General features: G+C 70.6%; 26 protein-coding genes. 13 read left to right on the top strand and 13 right to left on the bottom strand.

Annotated elements, in window-relative coordinates:
- Window positions 1-13: 13 nt before the first annotated feature.
- Both OG331_RS07205 and OG331_RS07210 read right to left on the bottom strand, forming a co-directional pair.
- Entirely contained in the window at window positions 14-1,183 is a 1,170-nt protein-coding gene (locus OG331_RS07205; RefSeq protein WP_406192965.1) for a CaiB/BaiF CoA transferase family protein, read from the bottom strand.
- A 154-nt stretch (window positions 1,184-1,337) separates the two neighbouring features.
- A complete protein-coding gene (locus OG331_RS07210; RefSeq protein ID WP_406209796.1) occupies window positions 1,338-2,243 on the bottom strand; it encodes a LysR family transcriptional regulator in 906 nt (301 codons plus the stop codon).
- Window positions 2,244-2,495: 252 nt separating this feature from the next.
- Here OG331_RS07210 and OG331_RS07215 point away from each other — a divergent pair, with 252 nt between their 5' ends.
- The 4 genes from OG331_RS07215 to OG331_RS07230 all read left to right on the top strand — a co-directional run bounded on the left by OG331_RS07215 (window position 2,496) and on the right by OG331_RS07230 (window position 6,745).
- Window positions 2,496-3,395 carry a DMT family transporter gene (locus OG331_RS07215; RefSeq protein ID WP_406209799.1) on the top strand — a complete coding sequence of 300 codons (900 nt, stop codon included), beginning with the start codon at window positions 2,496-2,498 and terminating at the stop codon, window positions 3,393-3,395.
- A 182-nt stretch (window positions 3,396-3,577) separates the two neighbouring features.
- Window positions 3,578-5,044: an aldehyde dehydrogenase family protein gene (locus OG331_RS07220; RefSeq protein ID WP_406192968.1), complete on the top strand. Its 1,467-nt coding sequence runs from the start codon at window positions 3,578-3,580 to the stop codon at window positions 5,042-5,044.
- 91 nt (window positions 5,045-5,135) lie between these two features.
- A complete protein-coding gene (locus OG331_RS07225; RefSeq protein ID WP_406192971.1) occupies window positions 5,136-5,261 on the top strand; it encodes a hypothetical protein in 126 nt (41 codons plus the stop codon).
- Window positions 5,258-6,745: an APC family permease gene (locus OG331_RS07230; RefSeq protein ID WP_406192974.1), complete on the top strand. Its 1,488-nt coding sequence runs from the start codon at window positions 5,258-5,260 to the stop codon at window positions 6,743-6,745. Before OG331_RS07225 ends, OG331_RS07230 begins: the two co-directional genes overlap by 4 nt.
- A gap of 53 nt (window positions 6,746-6,798) precedes the next feature.
- Here the strand turns inward: OG331_RS07230 and OG331_RS07235 are convergent, their stop codons facing one another.
- Together OG331_RS07235 and OG331_RS07240 are read right to left on the bottom strand one after the other, a co-directional pair.
- On the bottom strand, window positions 6,799-8,301 hold the full coding sequence (locus OG331_RS07235) for a HEAT repeat domain-containing protein (protein ID WP_406192977.1): 1,503 nt from the start codon (window positions 8,299-8,301) through the stop codon (window positions 6,799-6,801).
- Window positions 8,302-8,380: 79 nt separating this feature from the next.
- Window positions 8,381-9,382 (bottom strand): helix-turn-helix domain-containing protein, encoded by a 1,002-nt coding sequence (locus OG331_RS07240; protein WP_406192980.1) that lies wholly within the window; start codon window positions 9,380-9,382, stop codon window positions 8,381-8,383.
- A 253-nt stretch (window positions 9,383-9,635) separates the two neighbouring features.
- On the opposite strand from OG331_RS07240, the gene OG331_RS07245 reads away from it, so the two are divergent.
- Window positions 9,636-10,010, top strand: a complete 375-nt coding sequence (locus OG331_RS07245; RefSeq protein WP_328877250.1) for a peptidase inhibitor family I36 protein — start codon at window positions 9,636-9,638, stop codon at window positions 10,008-10,010.
- 19 nt (window positions 10,011-10,029) lie between these two features.
- Window positions 10,030-10,416, top strand: a complete 387-nt coding sequence (locus tag OG331_RS07250; protein WP_406192983.1) for a peptidase inhibitor family I36 protein — start codon at window positions 10,030-10,032, stop codon at window positions 10,414-10,416.
- Between the two features lie 61 nt (window positions 10,417-10,477).
- Here OG331_RS07250 and OG331_RS07255 read toward each other — a convergent pair whose 3' ends face one another.
- The gene (locus tag OG331_RS07255; RefSeq protein ID WP_406192986.1) at window positions 10,478-11,464 is read right to left on the bottom strand and encodes an MBL fold metallo-hydrolase; all 987 of its coding nucleotides are present in this window, start codon (window positions 11,462-11,464) and stop codon (window positions 10,478-10,480) included.
- A gap of 668 nt (window positions 11,465-12,132) precedes the next feature.
- Here OG331_RS07255 and OG331_RS07260 point away from each other — a divergent pair.
- The gene (locus OG331_RS07260; protein WP_406192989.1) at window positions 12,133-13,710 is read left to right on the top strand and encodes an MFS transporter; all 1,578 of its coding nucleotides are present in this window, start codon (window positions 12,133-12,135) and stop codon (window positions 13,708-13,710) included.
- Window positions 13,711-13,714: 4 nt separating this feature from the next.
- Here the strand turns inward: OG331_RS07260 and OG331_RS07265 are convergent, their stop codons facing one another.
- Complete coding sequence (locus OG331_RS07265; RefSeq protein ID WP_406192992.1) at window positions 13,715-14,164, bottom strand: hypothetical protein; 450 nt, start codon at window positions 14,162-14,164, stop codon at window positions 13,715-13,717.
- 144 nt (window positions 14,165-14,308) lie between these two features.
- On the opposite strand from OG331_RS07265, the gene OG331_RS07270 reads away from it, so the two are divergent.
- Window positions 14,309-14,794 carry a TrkA C-terminal domain-containing protein gene (locus tag OG331_RS07270; RefSeq protein ID WP_365056709.1) on the top strand — a complete coding sequence of 162 codons (486 nt, stop codon included), beginning with the start codon at window positions 14,309-14,311 and terminating at the stop codon, window positions 14,792-14,794.
- A 6-nt stretch (window positions 14,795-14,800) separates the two neighbouring features.
- Entirely contained in the window at window positions 14,801-16,060 is a 1,260-nt protein-coding gene (locus OG331_RS07275; RefSeq protein WP_406192995.1) for a cation:proton antiporter, read from the top strand.
- Window positions 16,061-16,092: 32 nt separating this feature from the next.
- Here OG331_RS07275 and OG331_RS07280 read toward each other — a convergent pair whose 3' ends face one another.
- Both OG331_RS07280 and OG331_RS07285 read right to left on the bottom strand, forming a co-directional pair.
- Window positions 16,093-17,142: a PucR family transcriptional regulator gene (locus OG331_RS07280; RefSeq protein WP_406209802.1), complete on the bottom strand. Its 1,050-nt coding sequence runs from the start codon at window positions 17,140-17,142 to the stop codon at window positions 16,093-16,095.
- A gap of 112 nt (window positions 17,143-17,254) precedes the next feature.
- Complete coding sequence (locus OG331_RS07285; protein ID WP_406192998.1) at window positions 17,255-18,472, bottom strand: cation:proton antiporter; 1,218 nt, start codon at window positions 18,470-18,472, stop codon at window positions 17,255-17,257.
- A gap of 52 nt (window positions 18,473-18,524) precedes the next feature.
- On the opposite strand from OG331_RS07285, the gene OG331_RS07290 reads away from it, so the two are divergent.
- Window positions 18,525-18,665 carry a hypothetical protein gene (locus OG331_RS07290; RefSeq protein ID WP_406193001.1) on the top strand — a complete coding sequence of 47 codons (141 nt, stop codon included), beginning with the start codon at window positions 18,525-18,527 and terminating at the stop codon, window positions 18,663-18,665.
- Window positions 18,666-19,070: 405 nt separating this feature from the next.
- On the opposite strand, the gene OG331_RS07295 is transcribed toward OG331_RS07290, so the two are convergent.
- Together OG331_RS07295 and OG331_RS07300 are read right to left on the bottom strand one after the other, a co-directional pair.
- Window positions 19,071-19,358 (bottom strand): DUF3040 domain-containing protein, encoded by a 288-nt coding sequence (locus tag OG331_RS07295; RefSeq protein ID WP_406193004.1) that lies wholly within the window; start codon window positions 19,356-19,358, stop codon window positions 19,071-19,073.
- A gap of 326 nt (window positions 19,359-19,684) precedes the next feature.
- Window positions 19,685-20,794, bottom strand: coding sequence for an acyltransferase family protein (locus OG331_RS07300; RefSeq protein ID WP_406193007.1), 1,110 nt, complete (start codon window positions 20,792-20,794; stop codon window positions 19,685-19,687).
- 138 nt (window positions 20,795-20,932) lie between these two features.
- Between OG331_RS07300 and OG331_RS07305 the strand changes: the two genes are divergently transcribed.
- Entirely contained in the window at window positions 20,933-21,388 is a 456-nt protein-coding gene (locus tag OG331_RS07305; protein WP_365056721.1) for a tellurite resistance TerB family protein, read from the top strand.
- Between the two features lie 76 nt (window positions 21,389-21,464).
- On the opposite strand, the gene OG331_RS07310 is transcribed toward OG331_RS07305, so the two are convergent.
- The 3 genes from OG331_RS07310 to OG331_RS07320 form a co-directional block, all read right to left on the bottom strand.
- Complete coding sequence (locus tag OG331_RS07310; protein ID WP_406209807.1) at window positions 21,465-22,823, bottom strand: LCP family protein; 1,359 nt, start codon at window positions 22,821-22,823, stop codon at window positions 21,465-21,467.
- Window positions 22,824-23,016: 193 nt separating this feature from the next.
- Window positions 23,017-23,949 carry a M56 family metallopeptidase gene (locus OG331_RS07315; protein ID WP_406193010.1) on the bottom strand — a complete coding sequence of 311 codons (933 nt, stop codon included), beginning with the start codon at window positions 23,947-23,949 and terminating at the stop codon, window positions 23,017-23,019.
- A 6-nt stretch (window positions 23,950-23,955) separates the two neighbouring features.
- Window positions 23,956-24,366 (bottom strand): BlaI/MecI/CopY family transcriptional regulator, encoded by a 411-nt coding sequence (locus OG331_RS07320; RefSeq protein ID WP_365056727.1) that lies wholly within the window; start codon window positions 24,364-24,366, stop codon window positions 23,956-23,958.
- Window positions 24,367-24,522: 156 nt separating this feature from the next.
- On the opposite strand from OG331_RS07320, the gene OG331_RS07325 reads away from it, so the two are divergent.
- Both OG331_RS07325 and OG331_RS07330 read left to right on the top strand, forming a co-directional pair.
- Window positions 24,523-25,098, top strand: coding sequence for a TerD family protein (locus tag OG331_RS07325; protein ID WP_406193013.1), 576 nt, complete (start codon window positions 24,523-24,525; stop codon window positions 25,096-25,098).
- A 90-nt stretch (window positions 25,099-25,188) separates the two neighbouring features.
- Window positions 25,189-25,413: a twin-arginine translocase TatA/TatE family subunit gene (locus OG331_RS07330; protein WP_406193016.1), complete on the top strand. Its 225-nt coding sequence runs from the start codon at window positions 25,189-25,191 to the stop codon at window positions 25,411-25,413.
- The last annotated feature ends 28 nt before the right edge of the window (window positions 25,414-25,441 follow it).

A 25,441-nucleotide genomic window follows, 5' to 3' on the forward strand; every position in this document is an offset into this window, starting at 1 on the left:
GCTTGGCGGCCGGTCAGCGGCCGGCGGCGAGTTCCTGGAAGACCTCTTCGGTGTGCTGGCCGGGCAGCGGCGCGAGCCGGCGGACCGACCCCGGGGTGGCGGAGAACCGCACCGGGATGCCCACCGAACGGATGGCGCCCTCGCTGGGGTGGTCCACCACGTCGAGCAGCCGGCCATCGCGCACGTACGGGTCCTCCGCGGCCCTGTCCAGTTCGAGTACGGGCGCCATCGGGATGCTGTGCTTGGCGCAGACCCGGGCCCACTCCTCGGTGGTCAGGCCCGGCGAGCACTGGGCCACCAGCTCCATCAGCGCGTCGACGTCGGCATCGGCGATGGAGGCGCCGTTGACACGGGGGTCCGCGGCGAGGTCGGCACGGTCGACGGCGAGGAAGAAGTCCCGGAAGTTCTGCGGGTTGTACGGCATGACGCAGGCGAGGCCGTCCCGGGTGGGCACCGCGCGGTGCCCCTGCTTCATCGACAGCGGGAATCCCGTGGGGCCCTCGGGCGGCTCGAAGACATGCCCCGAGAGGTGCTCGACGAGGTTGAAGGCGATGAGCGTGTCGGTCATCGGGATCTCGATGTACTGGCCGGTGCCGGTACGGGTCCGGTGGACCAGTGCGGCGAGGACCGAGTAGACGATGGTCAGCGCGCAGACCTTGTCGCCGATGATCGTCGGCAGGTACGCCGGGGTGCCCAGCGCCCGGTTGGCCACGTCCACCAGGCCGGAGGCGGCCTGCACGGTCTCGTCGTAGGCGGCGTTGCCGGCCCGGTCGGAGTCGCTGCGGAAGCCCTGGGCGTGCGCGTAGACGAGGCCCGGGTTGCGCGCGGCGATGTCGGCGTGGGCAAGGCCGAGGCGGGCGAGCGCGCCCGGGCGCATGTTGGTGACCAGTACGTCGGCGCTGTCGATCAGGTCGAGGGCGCGGGCGCGGTCGGCGTCGTCCTTGAGGTTCAGCGTCACGCTGCGCTTGTTGCGGTTGACGTTGAGGTTGAGCGGGGTCATGCCGGGCGTGGTGCGGTAGGGGCCCACCCGTACCGTGTCGGACGGGGACTCGATCTTGATGACGTCGGCGCCGAGATCACCCAGGATCTGCGCCGCGTAGGGGCCCATGACCACCGTTGACAGATCGATCACCCGCACGCCGTCCAGTGGACCTTCGGTGTCGGCGACCGTGATGTCCATCATCACTCCTGTTCACACATAGTTTCATGTCGAATGTTTCCACCGACGACGTTATGCGCGAACAAAGAAGAAGGGAATGATCAACTGGCGAACAAGGGTATGACCACAGCGGTCACACCCTGTCGGTTCCGAATGGGCCGGAACGCCTGAAAACTCGTCAGACGGTGATGACCTCGTCGAAGACCCGCCGGGCCCGGGCGGCGATGTCGCTCAGGTCGCCGCCGGTTTCGACCCGCTCGCCGCGGAACAACAGGCCGGTCGACAGGGTGGGTTGGAAGTCCTCGACGGGCAGCACGGCGACGTTGTCCAGCCGGTACCGGTGCATGGGGCTCTCCGGCGACATCATGGTCACCGAAAACGCAATTCCGGAGGAAATCAGTTCCGAGCTGCCGGAATAGTCCGCCATGTTTATGCGAATTCTCTTCCGCACACCGGCCGCATTCAGTCGGGCGTCGATTTCCTCGAAATAGACCGGGGTGACATCGTTCGGGGACGCCACATAGGCCAGGTCGGCCAGTTCCTCGAGGGTGACCGAGGCGCGCCCGGCGAACCGGTCCGCGGGCACCGCGGCGCCCAGCCCCTCGCGCATCACCTCGATGATCTCGAGCGCCGGGTCGGAGACCGGCAGCCGGGCCAGCGCCATGGCCAGCCGGCCGTCGTGCACCGCTTCCGCAAGGCCCGCCGAGGTACCGGGCCAGCGCTTGAGTTCGCACACCTCCCGGCAGCCTTCCTCCAGCAGCCGGACCCGCTCCCGCAGCAGTGGATGCACTCCTGCGGGCATCCCGATGAACAGCCTGTCCAGCTGCGGGCGCACCGCCTCGCTCAGCCGCCAGGGAATCGAGTTGACCCGCTCCAGGATGTCGCGCGCCATGGGAAGCAGTGCGGTGCCGGCCGGGGTCAGCGCGACCCGGTGCGTGGTCCGCTCGAAGAGCTCGTGCCCGAGTTCGCGTTCGAGATCCTTGATGCGCTGGCTGAGGGGCGAGGCCGCCATGTGCAGTCTGCGGGCCGCCTGCGAGAAGTTGAGCTCCTCGGCCACGGCGACGAAGTAACGCAGGTGCAGCATGTCCACGCAGGTCACCCTAGTCGAACCACCGACGCGGGCACGGTCGCCGCGTGGCCGACGGCAACGCTCGGCGCAGGCTCCGCGCAGTCCCCCGCGCTCATCCACCCGGCCCATGGTCAACGGCCCGCAGCCCCTGCCTCCGATCGCGCATGCCCGCCCGTCCGGGCGACCATGGCCCCAGGAAGTCCGCCCATCATGTCCGGCACAAGCCAGTCGGCGTCACGCGCCCGCCGATCCGGGAGGTGATCCGAGCTGCACACTCCGCTCTCGGTCCTCTTCGCGATCTGCGCCGCACTGAGCAATGCCGTCGCGACGGTGCTCCAGCGCAAGGCGGCGCTCACCGTGCCGAGCTCCAAGGGGTTCCGGGCCGGTCTCATCCTCGACCTGCTGCGACGCCCCGTGTGGCTGGCCGGCATCCTCGCGGTGATCGCCGCCGCCGTCTGCCAGGCCCTCGCGCTGGCGACCGGCCCGCTGACGATCGTGCAGCCGCTGTTCATCCTGGAGCTGCCGCTCACCCTCATCGTCGCGTCGCTGCTGATGCACCGGCATCTGCCGGGCAGGGGCTGGCTGGCCGTGGCGGTGGTGGTGGCCGGGCTGGCGGTCGCGCTCGCCGCCGCCTCCCCCAGCGGCAATCGCACGCACGTGGAGCTGGACCGCTGGATTCCCGCGCTCGCCGTCTGCATGGGGCTGGTCGCCGGTCTCGCTCTCGCCGCCCTGCGGCGCCCGGAAGGCCGGGCCCGGGCGGCGTGTCTGGGTGCCGCGACGGCGATCAGTTACGCGCTGACCGCGGCGCTGATGAAAGCCTCCGTGCACATCCTCGAGGAGCAGGGACTCGGAGGCTTCTTCTCCGCCTGGCAGACGTACGCCTTCGCCGCGACCGGCGTGTGCGCGCTGTTCCTGCTGGAGAACGCGATGCAGGCCGGTCCGCTGGTCGCCTCGCAGCCCGCGCTCACTCTCGGCGACGCGCTGGTGAGCCTCGCCCTCGGCATCACGCTCTACGAGGAGAGCATCCGCACCGGATGGTGGCTGCTGCCCCAGCTGTTCGGCGTCGCACTGATCGCCGCCGGCGTCCTCGCACTGGCGCGGATTCCGCTCACCCAGGCGATGGTGGCGCCCGACGAGGAGGACCGGGCGGCGGAACGGATGCCGTGAGGGACGCCCCGTGGCGTACGGCGGCGAACGGCTCCAGGGGGAAGATCCCTAGCCCACCCGGGTCCTCTGAGTCACCCGGACGCAAGCACGGCGGTGCGCCACGTGGCCGACGCCCGCCCGATGGGCCATGTTGCTGACCGTCGAGCCGATCGGCACCGGCCGGATGCGAAGGAGGCCCCGCGGTGGGTGAGCTGTACATCGACGGCGAGTGGACACAGGCGACGGCCGGTGGACGGCGGGATGTGGTCAATCCCTACGACGCCTCTGTCGTCACCACGGTCGACGAGGCCGACGCCACGGACGTGGACCGCGCGGTGCGCGCCGCCCGGCGTGCCTTCGACAAGGGCGACTGGTCGAACGCTCCGTCCCGCGACCGGGCCGACCTCCTCCTGCGCGTGCGCGACCTGCTGATGCGCGATCAGGAGGAGATCGCCCACACCGAGACACTCGACACGGGCAAGACGCTCACCGAGGCCCGCATCGACGTGGAGGACGTGGCGAACGCGTTCCGCTACTTCGCCGAGCTCGCGGGCAAGGACGGCGGCCGGATCGTGGACGTCGGCCCGGACGTCCTCAGCCGCGTCGTCTACCAGCCGGTCGGCGTGTGCGCGCTCATCGCCCCCTGGAACTACCCGCTGCTCCAGGCCTCCTGGAAGGTGGCGCCCGCGCTGGCCGCCGGCAACACCTTCGTCCTCAAACCCAGCGAGGTCACGCCCCTCACCACGATCGCGATGATCCGGCTCATCGAGGAGGCCGGCGCACCGCCCGGCGTCGCCAACCTCGTGCTGGGCCCCGGCGCAACCGTAGGCGCGGCCCTGACCAGCCATCACGACGTGGACCTGGTGTCCTTCACCGGCGGTCTGAACACCGGACGGGCCATCATGGCCAGCGCCTCCGAGGGGCCGCGGAACATCGCCCTGGAACTGGGCGGCAAGAACCCCAACATCGTCTTCGCGGACGCCGACTTCGACGCCGCCGTCGACTACGCGCTCGACGCCGCGTTCCTGCACTCCGGGCAGGTCTGCTCGGCCGGTTCGCGCCTGCTCGTCCAGGACTCCCTGCACGACCGGTTCGTCGAGGCGTACGCCGACCGTGCGCGGCAGATCCGGCTCGGCAACGGCATGGCGGAGGGCACCGAGAGCGGCCCGCTCAGCTCCGCCGAGCACCGCGAGAAGGTCGAGAGCTACATCGCCATCGGCAAGGAGGAGGGCGCCCGGCTCGTCACCGGCGGCACCCGCCCCGACGACCCCGACCTGAGCAGCGGCTTCTTCCTGCTGCCGACCATCTTCGCCGACTGCGACCGCTCCATGCGCATCGTCCAGGAGGAGGTCTTCGGCCCGGTCGTCACCGTCGAGCGCTTCCGCACCGAGGACGAGGCGGTGGAGCTGGCCAACGACACCCGCTACGGCCTGGCGGGCGGCGTGTGGACCTCCGACGCGAGCCGCGCCCAGCGCGTCGCCCAACGGCTGCGCCACGGCACCGTATGGATCAACGACTTCCACCCCTACGTGCCGCAGGCCGAGTGGGGCGGGTTCGGCCGCTCCGGCGTGGGGCGCGAGCTGGGTCCCACCGGGCTGCGCGAGTACCAGGAGGCCAAGCACATCTACCAGAACCTCGCCCCCGCCCGCTCCGGTTGGTTCAAGGGCTGAGGCAACGCAGTACGCCGCCGGCCCGAGGCACGAGGACCACCGACACAAGGCCGCCCGCCCCTGGCACGACGGCCACCGAAGAAAGGCACCCATGGCCCCCACCACCGCGCACATCGTGTACCACCCGGTGGGTACGCGCCGATTGGGCACCCCCGACGCCCCGAAGGCCGTCATCACCGGCCGCCCCGGCCACATCGAAAGAGAGGTGCAGCGGTGACCGGCACGCAGCCTCCCGCACCGGCCTCCGGCGTCCCCGGAGGGGAACCGGGCTCGGAGTTCCGCAAGGACATGAGCCCCTGGGCCAACTTCGCCCTCGGCTTCACCTACCTCTCCCCGGTGGTGGGCACCTACACCCTCTTCGGCATCGCGATCGCCGACGGCGGACCGCCGATGATCTGGGCGTTCCTGGTCGCGGGCTGCGGCCAGTTCCTCGTCGCGCTGATCTTCGGCGAGATCGTCGCCCAGTACCCGATCGCGGGCGGCGTCTACCCCTGGGCCCGGCGGCTGTGGGGCACGCGGTGGGCGTGGATGACCGGCTGGGTGTACATGTGGGCGCTGCTGGTGACCATCACCTCCGTCGCCTACGGCGCCGGCCCCTACATCGCCATCCTCTTCGGCTTCAGAGCCACCGTGCACACCACCGTGCTGTGCACCGCCGTGCTCATCGTCGTCGCCATCCTCATCAACTACATGGGCACCAAGGCACTGTCGACGGCGGCGCTCATCGGTTTCGCCGGCGAGCTCATCGGCGCCCTCGTCGTCGGCGTCTACCTGCTGGCCACCCACCGTCACCAGAGCATTGGCGTCATCTTCGACACCTACGGCACCGAGGGAGACGGCTCCTACCTGCCGGCGTTCCTGGCAGCCGCCATCATCGGCCTCTACCAGTACTACGGCTTCGAGGCGTGCGGCGACACCGCCGAGGAGGTCGCCCACCCGGGCCGGGTCATCCCCCGCGCGATGCGCCGCACCATCTACATCGGCGGCGCGGCGGCCACGTTCACCTGTATGTCGCTGCTGCTGTCGGTCACGGACTTCAACGCGATCATCTCGGGCGAGCAGGCCGACCCGGTGGTGGACGTGCTGTACGACGCCATGGGCGAGACCGGAGCCCGGCTGGTGATGGCCGTGGTACTGATCTCCTTCCTGTCCTGCACGATCAGCCTCCAGGCCGCCGCCGGGCGGCTCATCTACTCCTACGCCCGTGACAGGATGATCGTCGGGCACCAATTGCTGCGGCGGTTCGTCCACGCCCGTGCGGTGCCGAGCTGGGCGCTGTTCGTGTCCGCGGCGGTGCCGCTGCTCATCGCCTTCGCCTCACTGCTCTCCGAGGACGCCCTCACCAACATCGTCTCGTTCGCGATCCTCGGCATCTACGGCTCGTTCCAGATGGTGGTCCTGGCCGCACTGCGCGCCCGGCTCAAGGGCTGGAAACCGGCGGGGGAGTTCACCCTGGGCCGCTGGGGTCTCACGGTGAACATCGCCGCGCTGGCCTACGGCATCCTCGCCATCATCAACATCTGCTGGGCCCGCACCCCGGAGAAGTCCTGGTGGGAGAACTGGATCGTCCTGCTGTGCGGCGGGGTGGTCGTGGGCACCGGCCTGCTCTACATGTTCACCACCCACCACTACGGCCGCGGCGACGCACTCGCCGGCGACGCCGTGCCGGACAACCGCAGCAAGGCCTCCAACGGATCGTGACCAGCTGATCCACACCGACAAGCGCGGTCGCGAGGCGGTGGCCTGAGCCGCCGTCACGACGAGACGGGACCGCGCCGGTCCAGTGCCCGAAGCGCCTCGTCGGCCGCCGCGCGGGTCTCCGCCTCCGCGGCGTCCGAGGCGAGGGCGCTGAGCCGGGCACGCAGCCGCCCCTCGTCCTGCGGCCGGGTCCCGGTGTCCGCCAGCCAGTGGGCCAGGCCCTCCGCGGCGTGGAAGCGGACGGTCTCGTCCGGGTCGTCCAGGGCATGGACGAAGCGCGCCAGGTCCTGACCGGTGTTCTCGTCGGTGGCGTTGTACGTGTCCAGCAGCGAGAGCGCGGCGGCCCGCACCTCGGCCGAAGAGGTCCGGTCCACGGTCCGTCGCAGGGCGGGCAGCGCCTCCGCCAGGCCGATGAGGGCGTTGTGCGTCTGCCAGAGGGTGTGGGGATCGGCGACGAGGTGGGCCACCAACGCCTCGGCCACAGCGTGGCGTTCCCATGGGCGAAGCCCCTCCTGCACCAGCGCGTCCAGGCCGGCCACGGCACCCGCTCGCACATCGCCGTCGGGGTCGTCCAGCAGCGGCAGCAGCACCCAGACGGCGTCCCATCGCCCCGCCTCCCCAACGGCTTTCGCAGCGGCGGCACGCGTACGGCCGGGCAGCGTGGCGTCGATGAGGGCCGCACGCAGCATCGCGGCGGCGGTCCGCGTTCCGGCGGCTCCGAGCGCGTACGCGGCCGAGGGCCCGACGGCGGAGTGGGCGAGCCACCGCGCCGCCGGCACGGTGACCCGTTCCTCGCCCCGCCGGCCGAGAGCGTCCAGCAAGAAGTCCGCGACGCGCGCGTCCCGTTCGTCCTCCAGTGCCCCCACCAGGGCGTCCTGGGTGTGCGCGTCCTCGACGTCGAGCAGCCGACGTGTCACCGCGATCCGCACCTGGGCGGCCGCGTCGCGCAGTCCGGTGACCAGCGAATCGCGCAGGCGCACGGTCGAGTGCCTGGGCAGCAGTTGGAGAGCCTGCACGCGAGCGTCCGGTGCGCCCTGTTCGGCCGTACGGATCAGCTCCGCGCCGACGGCCGGGTCGTCCTGGAAGCGCCACACGAGCGCACGGGCGCGTCCCCACACGGCTCCCTCCGGGTCGCCCAGAAGCGCCACGAGGCCGGGGACGTCACCCGGCACGCCCAGGGCCGCCAAGCCGTCCAGGGCGTTGATCCGCAGATGATGGTCAGGGTCGCGCAGCAGGCGGGAGAAGGCGTCCACGACCGCCGGGCCGTCGAGCCCGAGGCGGATCGCGGCGCGCGAGGCCCGGCGCCGTACCCACGGATCCTCGTCGCCCATCAGGGCGGGCAGCACGGTACGGCCCGCCTCGCCGACCCCGCCGCGCCCGAGGCCCACGGCCACGGCCTCACGCACCTCGGGTGCAGGGTCGTCCGCCGATCCGACGAGGACCCACGCGTGCTCGTCCCGTCCGATCCTCCCCAGTCCTTTCGCCGCGGCGGCGCGCCGCCATCGGTCGCCGTGCTTCAACGCCCGCAGAAAGAAGGCGATTTGCTGCTCGGATCCCATGAACACCCCGAGGAATCAGACCAGTAGGTCGGCCGGAGGTTGTACCGGCGCAGCACGTGGGCCCCGGCGATCGGGCGGGCTAGCCGCCGACCGTGAGCGCCGGGCCGGACCTGTTCGCGGTCAGGAGGCTGTGGCCCAGCGGGGTGAGGACGTGCACGACTGTGTTCCGGTCGCGGACCGAAGCGACCAGCCCCGCCTCCCGCAGGATCCTCACGTGCTCGCTGACCGTCGCCGGGGTCACCCCCGCGCGCCGGGCCACCTCGCTCGTGGTGCACCCGTCCTCCAGGGCCCGGAGCACGGCGGCCCGCCCGTGGCCGAGCAGTCTCGCCAGCGCCCGGGATCCGGTGGCGCCCTGGGGAGGCAGCCACCAGCGGTGCGTGCGCGCGACGGGATAGACCAGCACGGGCGGCAGGCTCGGGTCGGTCAGGGTGATCGGTGCCTGCCAGCAGAAGACGGAGGGCACCAGCAGCAGGCCCCTGCCCTCGAGGCGCCACTCGCGCTGCAGCGGATACTGCGTCTCCAGCACGGGTGGTCGCCAGCGCATCGACGGGCCCAGCGTCGACAGCAGCGCGTCGACACCACCCCGCAGTATTTCCCGCGCCCGCACCGCACGGTCGGCCTCGATCTGTGCCCGTACGGCGGACCAGTAGGGGGCCAGCGCGGCGTTGAAGTACCCGTGCAGGGCCTGCCCGAGGTCCTCCAGAGCGGAGGGCTCGCCGTCCGCGAGCGGACGCAGCCACCTCGGCGCCGCGGTGAGGACGTTCATCTCCCTGGTCAGACGTCGGCGAGGCGTGGACAGAATGGCCCGCACGCCCTCGGACAACCCCTCGGAGGCCTCTGCCGGGTTGAGGAAGTCGGGGAAGCTGCCGCGCGGCGGGGCCAACGCCCGGACGAGGTGCAGTTGCTGACGGGGCACCCTGTTGAGCCCGACCCGCGCCTGTGCACGCCAGGCGTCGAATACGGCACGTCCCTGACGCGTCGCCAGCAGGTTCACGCTGAGCACGAGCTCCCACAGCGGATCGGGTGCGGCGGCGACGCGTGTCCTGAGCAGATCTTGGTGCGTGAAGTGCACTCGGAGCACGGAAATCCATCTCAGTCGGTCACGTGATCAACTGAAGTTTCGGCGTGGGATGGTCCTCCCGATATTCCCGTATTTCGGTGAATCGCAAAATCTCTTTTCACGCCAACTCGCCCGGCGCGCACCGTCGTCCATGTGCGTCAGCAGTCACTTTCGGCGCGCGCCGAATCACCTGGCAGGAACGGGCGGTGACGGGCAGCCTGAAAGACGTACGCGACCAAGATCTTCGCCATGCCGACCAAGGGGGAAGAAAGACATGCGCAAACGTGCCGCGATCGGGGCAGTGGCTACTGCCGCGTTCGCCACCGTGCTGGTCACCGCGCCGACCGCTTCGGCCGAACCCAATCCGCCGGGCTGCCCGAAGGAGTACTTCTGCGCCTACAGCGGAGAGAACCAGACCGGTCAACTCGTTGTGAAAACCAAGGGGAACTGGAGCGGCAACGTCGCCTTCCGCTCCGCGTTCAACAACGGAAAGCCCTTCCCGGGCGCCGACCACGTCGACGTGACCTACACCGTCGAGGGCGGCACGGAAACGGCGTGCCTGCACTACAACCCGGGCCCCGGCGGCTACAAGGCCAATGCCGTTCCGGGCACCCATGTCGTCAGGGTCGTATGGCGTGGCGAGTGCTGACAACGGAGGGATGCTCATCATGCTGACCGGAAAGCGACTCGCCGCTCTGGGTGCCGGGGCCGTCGCGGCCGCCTTCGCCGGCGTCCTCGCCCTCGCCCCTGCGGCGTCGGCGGAAGCCAACCCGCCGGGCTGCGGCAAGGGTTACTTCTGCGCCTACAGCGGCGCCAACCAATCGGGCCGGCTCCTCCTCAAGGTCGCGGGCAACTGGTCCGGCAACCTGGCTGTCGGCTCCATCTTCAACAACGGAGTCGTCTACCCGGGCGCCGACCATGTCGACGTGACGTCGTTCCTCGGCGGTCAGCCGTCGACCGACTGCTTCCACTACAACCCCGGCCCGGGCAAGTACAAGGCCAACGCCGAGCCGGGGCTCACCATCACGCGTGTCGTCTGGCGAGGCGAGTGCTGATCCGCTGACACCGCACGCACACGCAAGGAGACTTGCTCCGCCTCTGCAGGCGGGGCAAGTCTCATGTTTGCCGCCGGTCAGCGATCCGACCCCGCAGCATGAGGTCCAGGACCGCCATGAACCGTTGTGCCCGCAGCTCGCCGAGTACGAAGGGGTTGACGCCGTCGGGTCGGCTCCGCAGTTGTTCGACGCGTTGGAGGCCGTGGTCGTTGGGGTGGTTGGACAGTTCCACGTCCACCTTCGCGTCGCGCATCCGGCTCCGGAAGGAACGCACGGACGCGCGGTAGGTGCACAGTTCCGGCACCGTGCCGGGCGGCTTCACGCCACCCCAGAGCATGGCCGTGTGGCGCTCGGATCCCGACCGTACCGGGATGATCGGCGAGACCGTGCCCGCCGTGTGGCCCGGGGTGTGGTGCAGTCGGATCGTCGTGCCGCCGAGCGTGAGCCGTTGCCCGTCCACGATGTCCAGATCCCGGGTGGGGGCGTTGTCCGGTCGGGTCCGGGCGATGAGGTCCCAGTCGGCAGGCGCCATCAGAACGCGCGCTCCGTACCGGTCCGCGAGATACTGTGCGCCGCCGAAATGATCGTCGTGGCCGTGTGTGACGACGACGTACTTGATCGTCGCGGGATCGGCGCCCAGCTCACGCAACCCGGGGACGAGAACGCTCTCGGCGTCCGCGGGCGAGGTGAGCGCGTCGACGAGCACGATCCCGTCATCGGTCAGCACCGCCATGGCTGAGACCCAACCCGCGCTCAGAAAGGCCAGGTTGTCGAAGATCCTCAACGGCTGAGGCGCGGGCGGACGAGGAAACTCGAAGTCGGGCGTCAGCGCCGTCACGAGGGCGAGCAGAACCGGGTCACTTCCGGCGAGCGCCCGGGCACGCTCGTAGTAATCCTGCCCGTCCCGCCCAGCAGCAACGGCAGACGAGCCGGGACCGAGCGCGCCGACACCTCCAGCAAGTCCGAGGGCGCCTAGCTGGGCGAAGCGGCGCCTGGAGAGGAGGCCGGCTAAGTCGGTGTCGTTGTCATTGTGCGGAGAAGAAGTCATGGTGGCCCTCCCTGGTGACCGCTGCGACTCGTGATCCGATCGACATCACGATAGGGCGAGCGCCCTGGATCACGGTTGTTGACGGGCAGTCAGGCACGCGGCGCAGCGTGTTCCTACTGCCAGGACCATGAGTCCCGCCGTACAGCCGCCCAACAGCATCACCGCGGACGGAGAAGTGTGGTCCAGCACGAGGCCCCCAACCCGGCCACTGCGGCGATCAGGCCGGCCGCCGCCCGAAGACGGTGCGCGGGTACCGGGTCACCCAGGCGCCCCCGGGCAGGGTCATCGTCAGGCCGGCCATCCCGTCAGCGGTGAACGGGAGGACGGGGGCGGGCCGTTGGCCGAACAGGCAGTGGTGGTTGCCGACATGGCATTCCGTCCGTGAAAGGCAGTGTGACCGACGGTCAGTCCAGCAGGTGTCATGGGGAGGTGGCTGGCAGGACGGCGACGGCGCCCTTGCCCTTCAGGGGTGATGTCGTGGTTCCCGCAACCCCGCCCGGACCTCAGGAGAGCAGTGGCCCCGGGCCACGTCACCCGCGGGAGCCGCTTGTGATGCGGCTGCGCCGGGTCGGGCGCAGACTGGTCGGGTGAGTGGCACCTATCCGGGGCGTGGCGAAGCCGCGCCCGAACCTCGGTCGGCACCACGACAGACTTTGGCGCTCACGGCCATGATGTTCGCGGTTGCGATGACGTTCATCGACCAGACCATCGTCGCCATCGCCGCCCCGGACATCGTCCGTGAACTGGGTCTGTCAGCCTCTGGCATGCAGTGGGTCGTCAACGCCTACCTGCTGTCCCTGGCCGCCTTCTTCGCCCTGGGCGGCCGCCTGGCGGACCTCTACGGACCGCGCCGGGTGGTCATGATCGGCACTCTGGTCTTCGTCGTCTCGTCGGTGCTGTGCGGCTGCGTCCCCGAGGGCGACGCGGCGCAGAGCTGGCTGATCGCCTTCCGGGCCACGCAGGGTTTCGGAGCGGCGCTGCTGTTCCCCGCGGCGCTGGCCGTGGTGGTGGCGGTGTTCCCGCGCGAGCGACGCGGACGTGCCCTCGCCCTGTTCTTCGGGATCTCCGGCGCGCTGACGGCCCTCGGCCCTCTCCTGGGCGGCTGGCTCACGAACTGGACCTGGCGCGCCGTGTTCTGGGTCAACGTGCCCGTGGCCATCGTGGCCCTGGCGCTCACGGCATTCGCCCACATCGCCGACCGGCGACGACCCGGCACGCTCGACGTCCGGGGTGCCGTTCTGATCGTCGTCGGTATGGGTCTGAGCGTTCTCGGCTTTCAGCAGGCGTGGTCCTGGGGGTGGGACAACGCGGCGACCTGGGCCTGCATCGTCGGCGGTCTCGCGGTGCTCTGCGGGTTCGTCGCATACGAGCGGCGAGTGCACCATCCGCTGATCGACCTGCGCGTCTTCAAGGACCGGGCGTTCACGGTGGACACGGTGGTGCTCTTCTTCGCCATGCTGGCCTTCGTCCCGCTGTTCTTCTTCGCGTCCGTGTACGCCCAGGTGTGTCTGAGCGCCTCGCCGAACCAGGCGGCGTTGTTCCTGCTGTACTTCTTCGCGGGCTTCGCCATCGCCTCGCAGTGGGGCGGCCGCATCCTCGACAAGCAGGGCGCGCGGCCTGCGCTGAAGATCGGCTGCGTCCTGGGCTGCGTCGGCTTCGCCCTGTGGGCCGAGAAACTCACCGATCTGAGCATGCACGACCAGTGGCCGTACGCCGCCCTTGCCGGCGCGGGCATCGGCTTCATTCTCGCCCCCGCCTCCACGGACGCCGTCAACCGGGCGATCGGTCCCTCCTACGGGGAGGTCACGGGAATCACGCAGACCGTACGCAACTACGCGGCGTGCGTGGGTCTTGCCGTCCTCGGCACCGTGCTGACGCACCGCACCAACTCCAACGTGACGCAAACCCTGGAAGCCCGCGGCTTCCCGCCCAACGTGGCGGAAAACGTGGCCCGCAACATCAGTGAGTCCATCACGGGCACGGGCGACAACAGTTCACCCACCGGCACGGGACCTGCCGCCACGGCTCTGCGCGAATCGATGAACGCGGTGCGCATGGACTTCGCCGAGGCCAACCAGTGGGTGTTCTACGGCATGGCCATCGCCCTGGGCATCGGCTTCCTGTGCGCCCTGCGCCACCCGGGCGGGCGCGCGGTGACACCCACGTACACGGAATCGGAAACGGCACCGACCCCGGAAGCGACACAAACGCCCGCAGGGCAGCCTGAGCGGCGAACGGGTCCGTGACACGTCAGACGTCGTACGGCCCGGTGCCGGTGCCGGTGCCCGGCGTCGTCGGCCCGAGGCCGTCGGTCAGGCGGCGGTAGGCGGCCCGGGCGTGCAGCAGGCGTGCCAGAGCCGTACCGACGAGGGCAGCGGCGAGCAGGCAGGTCAGCCAGAAGGTGTCGCGGTGCCCGACCCAGGTGAGGATGCCGGCGGGCGGAATGGCGAAGCCGTTGAGGAACAGCCAGCACAGCAGGGCCGTGCCGGGAGCCGCGGTGAAGCGGGCGCACAGGCCCAGCAGGGCGGCCAGCAGGGACAGTAGGACCAGGGCGAGCCCGGGCCGGTCGGTACCCACGAGTGAGTTGAGCAGTGCCACCAGCACCAGCGCCCCGCTGAAGGCCGCGGCCCACACCAGCGGGGTGGCGACGGGCCGGGGAACGGGCCTGGCACCGGAGCTGAGGGACACCCACTCGATCATGCTGACCTTTCCTCCCCGATCTCCCCCGAACCCATTGTTCCAGGCGGCCGCCGGGTCACCTGCCCGGCGGTCGGTTCCGGGCGCTCGTTAGGGTGTCATTAAAGGTTGTCCAAAGAAACACCCGAACCAGACAGGGGGACCGTGGTGGGCGCTCCACGCCTGAGCAGTACGCCGTTGCCGGGAATCGGGGTCCGTTACGACCTGACCACCCGGGAGCAGCGTCGCGTGTCCGTGGTGGCGCACCGGGACGGGTCGCGGACGCTGAACGCGTACCAGCAGGACGATCCGGACGCGTGTGCGCTGTCGGTGCGGATGACGTCGGGAGAGGCGGAGGCCCTCATCGACGCGCTGATGCCGGCGCACCACAGCCCGAACCTGCTGTCCACGACCGACCTGGGCCTCGTGGCCGAGCGGGTCGAACTGTCGGCCACCTCGCACTGGAACGGGCGGGTGCTGGGCGAGACCCGGATGCGCACCGAGACCGGCGTGTCCATCGTGGCCGTACTGCGCCGCGCCGAGGCCATCCCCTCCCCGACGCCGGATTTCCGGCTGGCGGGCGGTGACACCCTGATCGTGATCGGCACCCGCGAGGGTGTGGAGGCGGCCGCCGCGATACTCGGACGGGAGTGAGCGGCCTTGCACTCCTCCGCTGTCTTCCTCATAGAGTTCGGCGCCATCATCCTCGGCCTGGGCCTGCTCGGCCGGTTCGCCGCCCGTTTCCAGTTCTCGCCGATACCCCTGTACCTGCTGGCCGGGCTCGCCTTCGGCGAAGGCGGACTGCTCCCGCTCGGCACCAGCGAGGAGTTCGTCGCCATCGGCGCCGAGATCGGCGTGATCCTGCTGCTGCTGATGCTCGGCCTCGAGTACACGGCCAGTGACCTGGTCTCCAACCTCAAGACCCAGTACCCTGCCGGCCTCGTCGACGCCGCCCTCAACGCCCTGCCCGGCGCGGCCATGGCCCTGCTGCTCGGCTGGGGACCGGTCGCCGCGGTAGTCCTGGCCGGCGTCACCTGGATCTCGTCGTCCGGCGTCATCGCCAAGGTCCTCGGCGACCTCGGACGACTCGGCAACCGCGAAACCCCGGTCATCCTCAGCATCCTGGTACTCGAAGACCTCTCGATGGCCGTCTACCTGCCGATCATCACCGCCCTGCTCGCCGGGGCCGGTCTCGCGGCGGGCAGCGCCACCCTCGCCATCGCACTCGGCGTCGCCGGCCTCGTCCTCGTGCTCGCGGTGCGCTACGGCCGCCACATCTCCCGCTTCGTCTCCAGCGACGACCCGGAGAAACTGCTCCTGGTCGTCCTCGGACTGACCCTGCTCGTCGCGGGCATCGCCCAGCAGCTCCAGGTGTCGGCGGCGGTCGGCGCGTTCCTGGTCGGCATCGCGCTGTCCGGCGAGGCCGCCGAGGGCGCGCACAATCTCCTGGCTCCTCTCCGGGACCTGTTCGCCGCGGTGTTCTTCGTCTTCTTCGGCCTGCACACCGACCCCGCGAGCATCCCGCCCGTCCTGGCACCGGCACTTGCTCTTGCCGTCGTGACCGCCCTCACGAAGATCGCCACCGGCTACTGGGCGGCCAAGCGCGCCGGCATCTCCGCCAAGGGCCGCTGGCGCGCAGGCGGAACTCTGGTGGCCCGCGGCGAGTTCTCCATCGTCATCGCCGGACTCGCCGTCACCGCGGGCATCGAGCCCTCCCTCGGCCCGCTCGCCACCGCCTACGTACTCATCCTGGTCATCCTCGGCCCGCTCACCGCCCGCTACACCGAACCGGTGGCCATGCGACTGGTCGCCCGCCTGCGGAAGCCCTCGCCGACGGCCCATGTCCCGGCCGAGCGCGCGTCATCACCCGCGGCGCCGCTCGAAACGGTCGACGATCCGGACACCGCCGGCCGGTCGTAGGCGATCGCAACCGCACGGTCCGAACCCGGCGCTCACAGAGGTCTGTTCGGCCAGTCCAGGAGGCGGGCGCCGATGACCGCTGTCTGGAGGGCGTACCGGTGGGCGGGATCGGTGGGGTCGCTGCCGGTCAGGGTGCGGATGCGGGCCAGCCGGTACGTCAGTGCGCGCACGCTGAGCGACAGGTGCCGGGCCGCGGCGGCGGCCACGCAGCCGGTGTCGAAGTACACGGTGAGCGTGTCGAGCAACTGCTGCGCGCCGCCGCGTGCCTGCTCCAGCGGGCCGAGTGTGGTGTGGACCAGGTCGACCAGCGCCTGCCGGTCGCGGGCGAGCACGGGGAAGACGAGCAGGTCGGCGGCCCGGAGCAAGGGATCGTCGAGGCCCATGCGCTGGGCCACGTCCAAGGCGTTGAGGGCCTCTTCGTAGCTGTGGCCGATGCCGACCGCGCCCTGCCGGGGACGGCCCACGGCGACCTGGCCGACGCCGGTGGCGGCGTGCGCGAGCCTGGCGAAGTGGGCGAGGACGTCGTCCTGATCACCGGGGGCGATGCACACCATCCGCCCGTCCTTCGTGGTGAACAGGATGCGCCGGTTCTCGAAGCGTGCGAACAACTCCCCCGCCACCTGGCGGGGTGCCGGGTCGGTCTCGTCGTACTTCTCCGGTCCCTCGGCCACCGCCACTGCGTGGGCGCGGGACAGCCGCAGCCCGAACCGCTCGCAGCGGGCGGCGAGATGGCCCGGATCGCCGCGCCCGTGGAGCAGGTCGTCGATGAACTCGCGGCGGGCGGCCTCCTCCTTGCGGATCACGAGCCGCTGCGCGCGCTCGTAGCCGTCGGCGAAGGCGTCCACCGCCTGCTCGATGACGGCGAGGACCGTGTCGGGGCCGGCCGGGACGGGCCGGTTGCGGCTGCCCGCGGCGAGATGGGCGCGCACCAGGGCACGCCAGCCGTGCCCGGCCTCGGCTGCCCTGGCACCGAGGGCCCTGCGGGACTCGATCTCGTCGCGGGTCAGACGGCGGCCCGTGGCGGCGGCGTCCGCAAGGATCCGCTCGAAGCCTTCGAGGAACACGTCGGTGGCGCACTCCATGGTCGTCACGTTCTCCCCCTTCGGCAACGGCAGTTGTCGTCGGCCGGCGGGACCGGGCGCGTGCGGCGGCGATCCCGCCGGCATCGCGCCCACCCGCCCAGGGCTGTGCGGCTCAGCCGTTCGCATGCGCGACCTCGGCCGGCTCGGCCACCGTCGTCACGGTCGGCGTTTCGCGCGGCGAGCGGCGACCGAGGCGGCGGACCAGGGGCTCGGTCCAGCGGGCGGCGAGGGGGCCGAGTACGACCAGGATGAGTACGTAGGCAGTGGCGAGCGGGCCGATGCGCGGCTCGACGCCGACGGTGAGCCCGGCGATGACGATGGAGAACTCGCCCCGCGCCACCAGGGTTCCGCCTGCCCGCCAGCGTCCCTTGCGTGAGATGCCGGCACGGCGGGCGGCCCAGTAGCCGGTGGCGATCTTCGTGAGGGTGGTGACTACGGCCAGGGCGAGGGCGGGCACCAGGACCGGCGGGATGTCGGCGGGGTCGGTGTGCAGGCCGAAGAAGACGAAGAACACCGCGGCGAACAGGTCCCGCAGCGGCGTGAGCAGGTTGCCGGCCCCTTCGGCGACCTCGCCGGACAGCGCGATGCCGACCAGGAACGCGCCGACCGCCGCCGACACCTGGAGCTGCTGGGCGATGCCCGCGACGAGCAGAGTGAGGCCGAAGACGACCAGCAGCAGCATCTCCGCGCTGTCCGAGGAGACCGCACGGCTGACGAGGCGGCCGTGGCGCAGCGCCACGTAGAGCACCGCGCCGACCGTGCCCAGGGCGATCAGCAGTGTCAGGGCGCCGCCCGCGAGGCTCACGCCGGCCAACAGGGCGGTGAGGATGGGCAGGTAGACGGCCATGGAGAGGTCTTCGAGGACCAGCACGCCCAGCACGACCGGGGTTTCGCGGTTGCCGAGTCGGCGCAGATCCCCGAGGACCTTGGCGATGACGCCGGACGAGGAGATCCAGGTGACACCGGCGAGGGCGACTGCGGCGACCGGGCCCCAGCCGAGCAGCAGGGCCATCGCGGCGCCGGGGACGGCGTTCAGGACGAAGTCGACCGCGCCTGAGGGGTATTGGGTCTTGAGGGTGTCGACCAGTTCGGAGGCGCTGTACTCCAGACCGAGCAGGAGCAGCAGCAGGATGACGCCGATCTCGGCGCCGGTGGCGACGAACTCCTCGCTGGCCTGGAGAGGGAGGATACCGCCGTGGCCGAAGGCGAGTCCGGCGAGCAGATACAGGGGTATGGGCGAGAAGCCCACCCGGCCGGCGAGGCGGCCCAGCAGCCCCAGGGCGAGGATGATCGCGCCGAGTTCGATGAGCATGGCTGTGGTGTTGTGCACGGGCGTCTGACCTCCGTGATCGGTTCGGTGGCGGCGTCTGTGCCAGGTGCGGGTGCCGGCAACCGGAGTTCAGCTCCGGGAGTGCCCGGGTGCCGTCGCGGGTGCGGGCAACCCGCGCGGGCCGGTCGGCTCGGTGGCGTCGTACGGCGAGACGGTGCTGAGGTTCGTGTGCGCGGGCCGGGTGAGCGGCTGAACGCATGGCGAGGTGGGTCGTGTCCTTGCGGCGGGCTCCAACGGGCCGGCAGGTCGGCCCCGCCCGCGAGGTGACGTGGCGACCGGCGTACCGTGGCCGGTTTTCCTCGTCGGGCGCGGGGCGCGTCAGCGCGCGGAGCGGCCCTTCAGGCCGACGGCGCTGCCGGTATCAGGAACGCCGTCGCGGGCGGCGTTCTCGACGCGTGAGGTGACCTCGGCGCGCACACGGATGACTGGACCCATGTCACGCCCCCCATCACGTCGGCCGGAACCGGCAACGACCACCAACGACTGAGCAACCCCTCGCTCAACGGAGCGTAAGGGCTCGGTAAAGGATTCTAGCGCATGCCAAATTCCGATGATCATACGGAAGTTGTCGTATCCGCGGCCGCCTCGGCCCGGCGCGTCAGCGACGCGGTGGGCAGCGGCGCCCTGTGCGCGGGCGATGCGGATCGAAGAGCTGCCCGGCGATACCGGACAGGACCAGGCCGGCGGCGATGAGCAGTCCGTCGGCCACGACGATTCCGGTGACCAGTACGGCAACCGCGCCCGTCAGCATCCACCAGACGCCGGTGCGGCGGTACTCGCGGGGCCTGGTGGGCCGTCCGGCGCCCAGCGCCCGGGCGAAGCGGGGGTCGTCACGCGCAAGTCGCGCTTCGAGCGCGCCCAGACCCTCGTCGTCGGACTGAGCCATGGCTCTCCCTTCCCCGTACTGGTCGCCGTCCTTGATCGGGTGGGGCGGTGGGGCAGCCGGAGCCATGGCGTCTTCGCCGGGGGCAGGTGTGACGGGCAGGGCGAGGGTGAACGGTGGCCGACGTCCACATCTGCTCGGCACCGCACACGGCCGGCTCCGGCGTCCCCTTCCGGCCGCTCCCGCCATCAGGCCCAACTCCCATCCTTCCTGGTGGCGTACCCGCACAAACGCCTGGTGGCGGACCTGCACGAACACTGCCGACAACGTCCGTAGCCCGTGCACGGACGCAAGGGTGCACAGGGCCGTCAGGCCGGCTCCGGGCGGCGTCAGCTCAGGTATCGGGCGGGCCGGCCCACGGACGTCGGCGGTGCCAGTGGTGCCGTCATACAGCCGAAGACTCGCTTGACCCCGGGGGCGCAGAGCGCGGACATGACCGCGACCGCGATCAGTGTGACGGCGATCTCCCCTACGGGTTGCCGGATCCAGGCGTGCTCGTACCAGCCGAAGTACTTGGCCGCCTGGGCCACGAACCCGTGCAGCAGGAAACCGGACAGCGTGCCGGCGCCCAGCACCGTGAACCAGGTCCGCCGCCCGGGCACACAGGCGAGGAAGGCGGCGACCAGGACGACCGAACAGCCGAAGGTGGCCAGGGTCATCAGGGGGCCGTACCAGGCGGGGGCGGAGAGTTCCTGGGCGCTCTCGCTGTGGAAGAACCAGCCGTAGTCCATCCGCGAGACCGCCCAGTACGCCACCACGAGGGCGCAGCCGAGGACCGGCAGGGCGAGGGTGCGCGCCTCACGGCGGCGGGCCAGGAGGAAGTGCCCCGGCTTCAACTGCAGGCCGAGCACGAAGTACGGCAGGAACTGCAGGACACGCTGGAGACCGAGGTCACTGCCGATCGAGGGCGAGAGGGTGGCCAGCATCGCCACACCGAGAGCGAGCGGCAGCGGCCACCGCACCAGCCGCCAGACCGGAGCCGTGAGCCGCCAGACGAACAGCGCCGCCAGGAACCAGGTCAGATACAGCGGGTCCAGCAGGCTGATCGGCCGGCCGGGATCATGGCTGGTCCACCGCGTGAAGAGGGTGTACGCCACCTCGAAGACCACATACGGAACCACCACACCGGTCAGCAGCCGCCCGAGCTTGCGCGGTTCCGCCTCGAAGCCGCGCGAGAAGTAACCCGAGATCACCGCGAACACCGGCATGTGGAAGGCGTACACGAGCATGTACAGCGCGGTGACGGCCCGGCTTCCCTCCCGCAACGGCTCCCAGGCGTGACCCACCGCCACCAGCAGGACCGCCAGGTACTTGGCGTTGTCGAGGAAGGGGTCCCGCCGCTCGACCCGTCTCTTTGCCGCTCCCACGGACGGCAGCGGCTGCTGCCGTCGCTCCGGTGCGCGTGTGACGGGGGGTGCGGGGGTGGCGTCAGCGGACATCGCCAGCACCCTAAGCACATGTCCCTGCACCGGTTCAACCGCACCATGCACCGACGCGCCAACTTCTACATTATTGTAGAAGATACGGCCGCCTGCTTCGGCGGCCGCGAAGCAGCCCATACCCCGTTTGGAGTTCTCATGGCCCTGTGGGACCGCATCAAGGAGTCCGCATCGACGATGCAGACCCAGTTGGTGGCGAAGAAGAACGACCTCAAGAGTGGCGCCTTCCGCGATGCGAGCATGGCGATGTGTGCGCTCGTCGCCGCCGCCGACGGCACGGTCGACCCCTCCGAGCGGCAGCGGGTGGCCCAACTGCTCGCCACCAACGAGGTGTTGCAGAACTTCCCTGCCGAGGATCTGCGCCGGCGCTTCGAGGAGAATCTGAACCGGCTCACCACCGACTTCGACTTCGGCAAGGTGAGCGTGATGCAGGAGATCGCCAAGGCGAAGAAGAAGCCCGCCGAGGCGCGCGCCGTCATCCAGATCGGCATCGTCATCGGCGGCGCCGACGGCGACTTCGACAAGGACGAGCAGGCCGTGGTGCGGGAGGCGTGCTACGCGCTCGACCTGCCGCCGCACGAGTTCGACCTCTGAGCGCTCCGCACTCGCCGGGCCTCGGGCGGACGCAGCCGGCTGCCGGGGCGGGCGGCGTCCGCCCCGGCGCGGCGGGTCAGCGGATGTCGTCGAGGTCGAGGTCCTCGCCGACGACCAGGGTGACCACTCCCGCCCCCGCGGCCGGGTCCGGCGTGGCCCGGACTCCGGGCATCCGGGCCGCGAGCGCCCGGGCCTGCTTCTCCAGGCCCGATGGGTAGGTGACCTGCGTAGTGCCGCTGTTCTGCGGCGCGTTGCCCGTGCCCGCGACGGTGAGGCCGGCCGCGCGCAGCTTCTCCGCGACGGTGCCGGCCAGCCCCGAGACCCCCGTGCCGTTGAGAACCTGGACGCGCACGGAGGAGGCGTACAAGGGGTTCTTCGTGTCCGCCTCCAGGCGCTTCTTGTCGACCTCCTTGTCCCTGGCGAGGGAGTTGAACAGGTCGGTGGCCTGCGGGTACTGCCAGACGACATTGGCCTTGTCGGCGGCCACGTCGGCCTCGCGCGGGTAGTTGGGGACCGTAAGGAAGGTCAGCCGGTCGCTCGGGATTCCCTTGAGCTCCGACGCAAGGCCGTACAGCGGCTTGATGCCGGCGAGATCGGGGTCCGTGGTCAGGGACTTGGTGGCGGACTGCAGGAAGCCGTAGAGCGCCTTCGGGCTGGTCAGTTTGGCCTGTGCCTTCTCGGCGAGGGCGTCCATGAACTCCTGCTGGCGTCCGATGCGTCCGATGTCGGAGCCGTCGCCGACGCCGTAGCGGACACGCACATAGCCGAGCGCCTTCTCACCCCCGACCGTCTGGCAGCCGGGCTCCATGTCCAGTCGGGCCTTCTTGGAGTGGATGGCTTGCTCGGGGCAGACCTCGATGCCGTCCAGGGCGTCGACCATGCCCTTGAAACCCTGGAAGTCGACGGACATGAAGTGGTCTATGCGCAGGCCCGTGTTGGCCTCGACCGTCTTGATGGAGCAGGCGGCCGCCCCGGCGACCTCGCCGCTGGTGCCACCGAGCGCGAACGCCTCGTTGATCTTGTAGTGGTGCGGCGCGGAGGTGCTGCCGTCGCCCTTGTCGCAGGCAGGTACCTCCACCCAGGAGTCACGGGGGAACGACACCACCGTGGCCCATTTCCGGTTGGCCGGGACGTGCAGCACCATCAGCGTGTCCGACTGCATGGTGGTCAGGTCCTTGCCGTACTCGGCGTTGGCGCCGTCGCGGCTGTCGGAGCCGACGACGAGTATGTTCTTCGAGCCCGGGCTGAGGTTCTCGGGCCGGTCCCCGCCGATCTTGTCATCGACGTCGGCGGACTTGATGTTGTCGTTGAGGTCCTGGTAGACCCAGGCGCCCACCCCGGCGACTCCGAGGACGACGGCCGACGTCACCCCCACGCCCCACGCCAGGATCCGCCCCCGCCGCGTCAACCGGGTCTTCCCCGCGCCGCCCGGCATCCGCCGGCGTTTCCCCGTTCCCGTCACCGCGCCCCCTCTGTAGCTGAATGGCCGAAGCCCGAACCCCTCACCCCGAACAGACGACGATCTTGGCAACATCCGTTGCCTGGATCGCACGAACAGGAAAAGTTCCCGTTGCAGCACCCGTCGACAGCCGGCCGGGAACCCCGACGCCCGCTCGGGAGACCCCCGTTCAGAGCGGCGTCGCCGCGCGCAGGATGAGGACCATGGTCACCGCCGAGTTCGCGGAGGACATCGCCGAGACGGCCGTCCCCGCGGCAGCGCTCCACGCCGCCAGGCCCACCGAGGTGAACAGCGACGGCCAACGACGCCCCTGCGGAGCGGGCCCGAGCAGCGCGGCCACCCGGCGCGGCACCGGCCCCGGCGCCGCGAAGCCCGCCAGCGTCGCGACCGGCGTGCCCCGGGACACCAGCGCCGCCTTGCCGATCGCGCTCGCCACCGTGCGGCGGCTGCCGACGGCCCGGGCCGCCTCTTCGTCCGCCCAGCGTTCCGCGGTGTACGACACCGCCGTGCGCAGCGGGCGCAGGAACGGATTGGCCCGCGCGGCCAGTTGGACGGCGAGCAGGAAACGGTGGTGCCGCGCCGCCAGATGGGCCCGTTCGTGAGCGAACAGCGCCCGGCGTTCGGCGGGTTCGAGGCGGTCCAGCAGCCCCGTGGTGACCACCACCCGGTCCCGTCGGCCACCCGGCAGCGCGTAGGCATACGGCATCTCGTCGGGGAGTACGACCACACCGGTACCCGGCAGCCCCGCGAGCGCCCGGTGGGCGTGGCGGCGGACCCGGCCGTGCCGCCACAGTGTCCGGCCGCAGGCCACAACCACCGCGCACAGCGCCGGAATGGCGGCCTTGCCGACGATCTCGTCGTACGGCACGGCTGCTCGCACCTCGGGGTCCGACCAGCCGTCGGGCAGCGGGTTGCCGGGCAGTTGGGCGGTGCCGACCACCATCGCAAGGCCCAGGCACACCGTGCTGCACACCGCCATGACGGCGGCGACGGCGGTGAGCAGCCTTGTCGCGGTGCGGGGATGCAGGTGCTGCTCGGCGAGGCGGGCGATCGGCCATGCCGTGAGCGGCAGGACGAGCGGGAGAAAGACGAAGACCCCCATGAGGTGTCAGTTGTCCCCTTCGCTCCGGGACCCGCCCGGTTCGCTCCGGGACTGACCGAGCAGTTCACGCAGCAGCCGCTCGTCGTCCGGCCCCAGACCGGTGACGAAGCTGGCGAGCACGGCCCCGCGGTCGCTCTCGGCATCCAGCACCCTGCGCATCCTGTGCGCCGCGAGGCCCGCCTCGTCCGAGGCCGACGTCCACGCGAAGGAGCGGCCAGCACGCTCCCGGGTCACCGCGCCCTTGGCCAGCAGACGGGTCAGGATCGTGATCACCGTCGTATAGGCGAGATCCCCGCCGAGCCGTTCCTGCACCCAGCCGGCCGTCGCCGGACCGTCCGCCTCCCGCAGCGCCGACAGGACCAGCGCCTCCAGCTCGCCCTGTCCCCGGCGCCGGGAACGCTGCCGGTCATCCGCCATGCCCTGTCTCCCTTCCGCTGACCTGTGCGTCATGTGCGATCCATCGAGCGGTACATCGTAAGGAAAGCAGAGGCGGCCTTCCATTCCTTCTACAGTGATGTAGATTTCAGGGGACCGCAATCAACGCAATCACCTCACGCGAAGGGGAGAGCATCAGTGGGAGTTTCCCTGTCCAAGGGCGGCAACGTCTCGCTCAGCAAGGAGGCGCCGGGCCTGACCGCCGTCCTGGTCGGACTGGGCTGGGACGTGCGCACGACCACCGGCACCGACTACGACCTCGACGCCTCCGCCCTGCTGCTGAACGCCTCCGGCAAGGTCCCGTCCGACCGGCACTTCGTCTTCTACAACAACCTGACCAGCCCGGACGGTTCCGTGGAGCACACCGGTGACAACCTCACCGGTGAGGGCGAGGGCGACGACGAGTCCGTCAAGGTCGATCTGGCGACCGTGCCCGCCGACGTCGACCGGATCGTGTTCCCGGTCTCCATCCACGACGCCGAGAACCGCGGCCAGAGCTTCGGCCAGGTCCGCAACGCCTTCATCCGCGTCGTCAACCAGGCCGGTGGGGCCGAGATCGCCCGCTACGACCTGTCCGAGGACGCCTCGACCGAGACGGCCATGGTCTTCGGCGAGTTGTACCGCCACGGCACCGAGTGGAAGTTCCGAGCGGTCGGACAGGGTTACGCCTCCGGGCTCGCCGGGATCGTCGCCGACTTCGGTGTCGACGTCTGACAGCGGGGCCCCGCTCGACCGTGGGACGCTGCTCACCCCTGCTCCACCTGCGCCAACACGTCACCCAGCTCACCAGAAGGACGGGACCTCATGTTCGGACTGAGCGAACTCGTGATCATCCTCCTCGTCGTCATCGCCGTCCTCTGCGCGAAGAAGCTTCCCGAACTCGCCCGTTCGGCGGGCAAGTCGGCGCGCATCCTCAAGTCCGAGGCCAGGGCGATGAAGGACGAGGACGCTCCGGGGGCGCCTCGGGTGATTCAGGGGGAGACCGTCGCCCCGGAGGGGGCGAGGCCCCAGAGCTCGGGTGCGCAGTAGGGCAGAGCGTCACGAGACAGCGTCACGA

It is taken from the genome of Streptomyces sp. NBC_01017, from assembly GCF_045162795.1.
GTDB classification, from domain to species: Bacteria; Actinomycetota; Actinomycetes; order Streptomycetales; family Streptomycetaceae; genus Streptomyces; species Streptomyces machairae.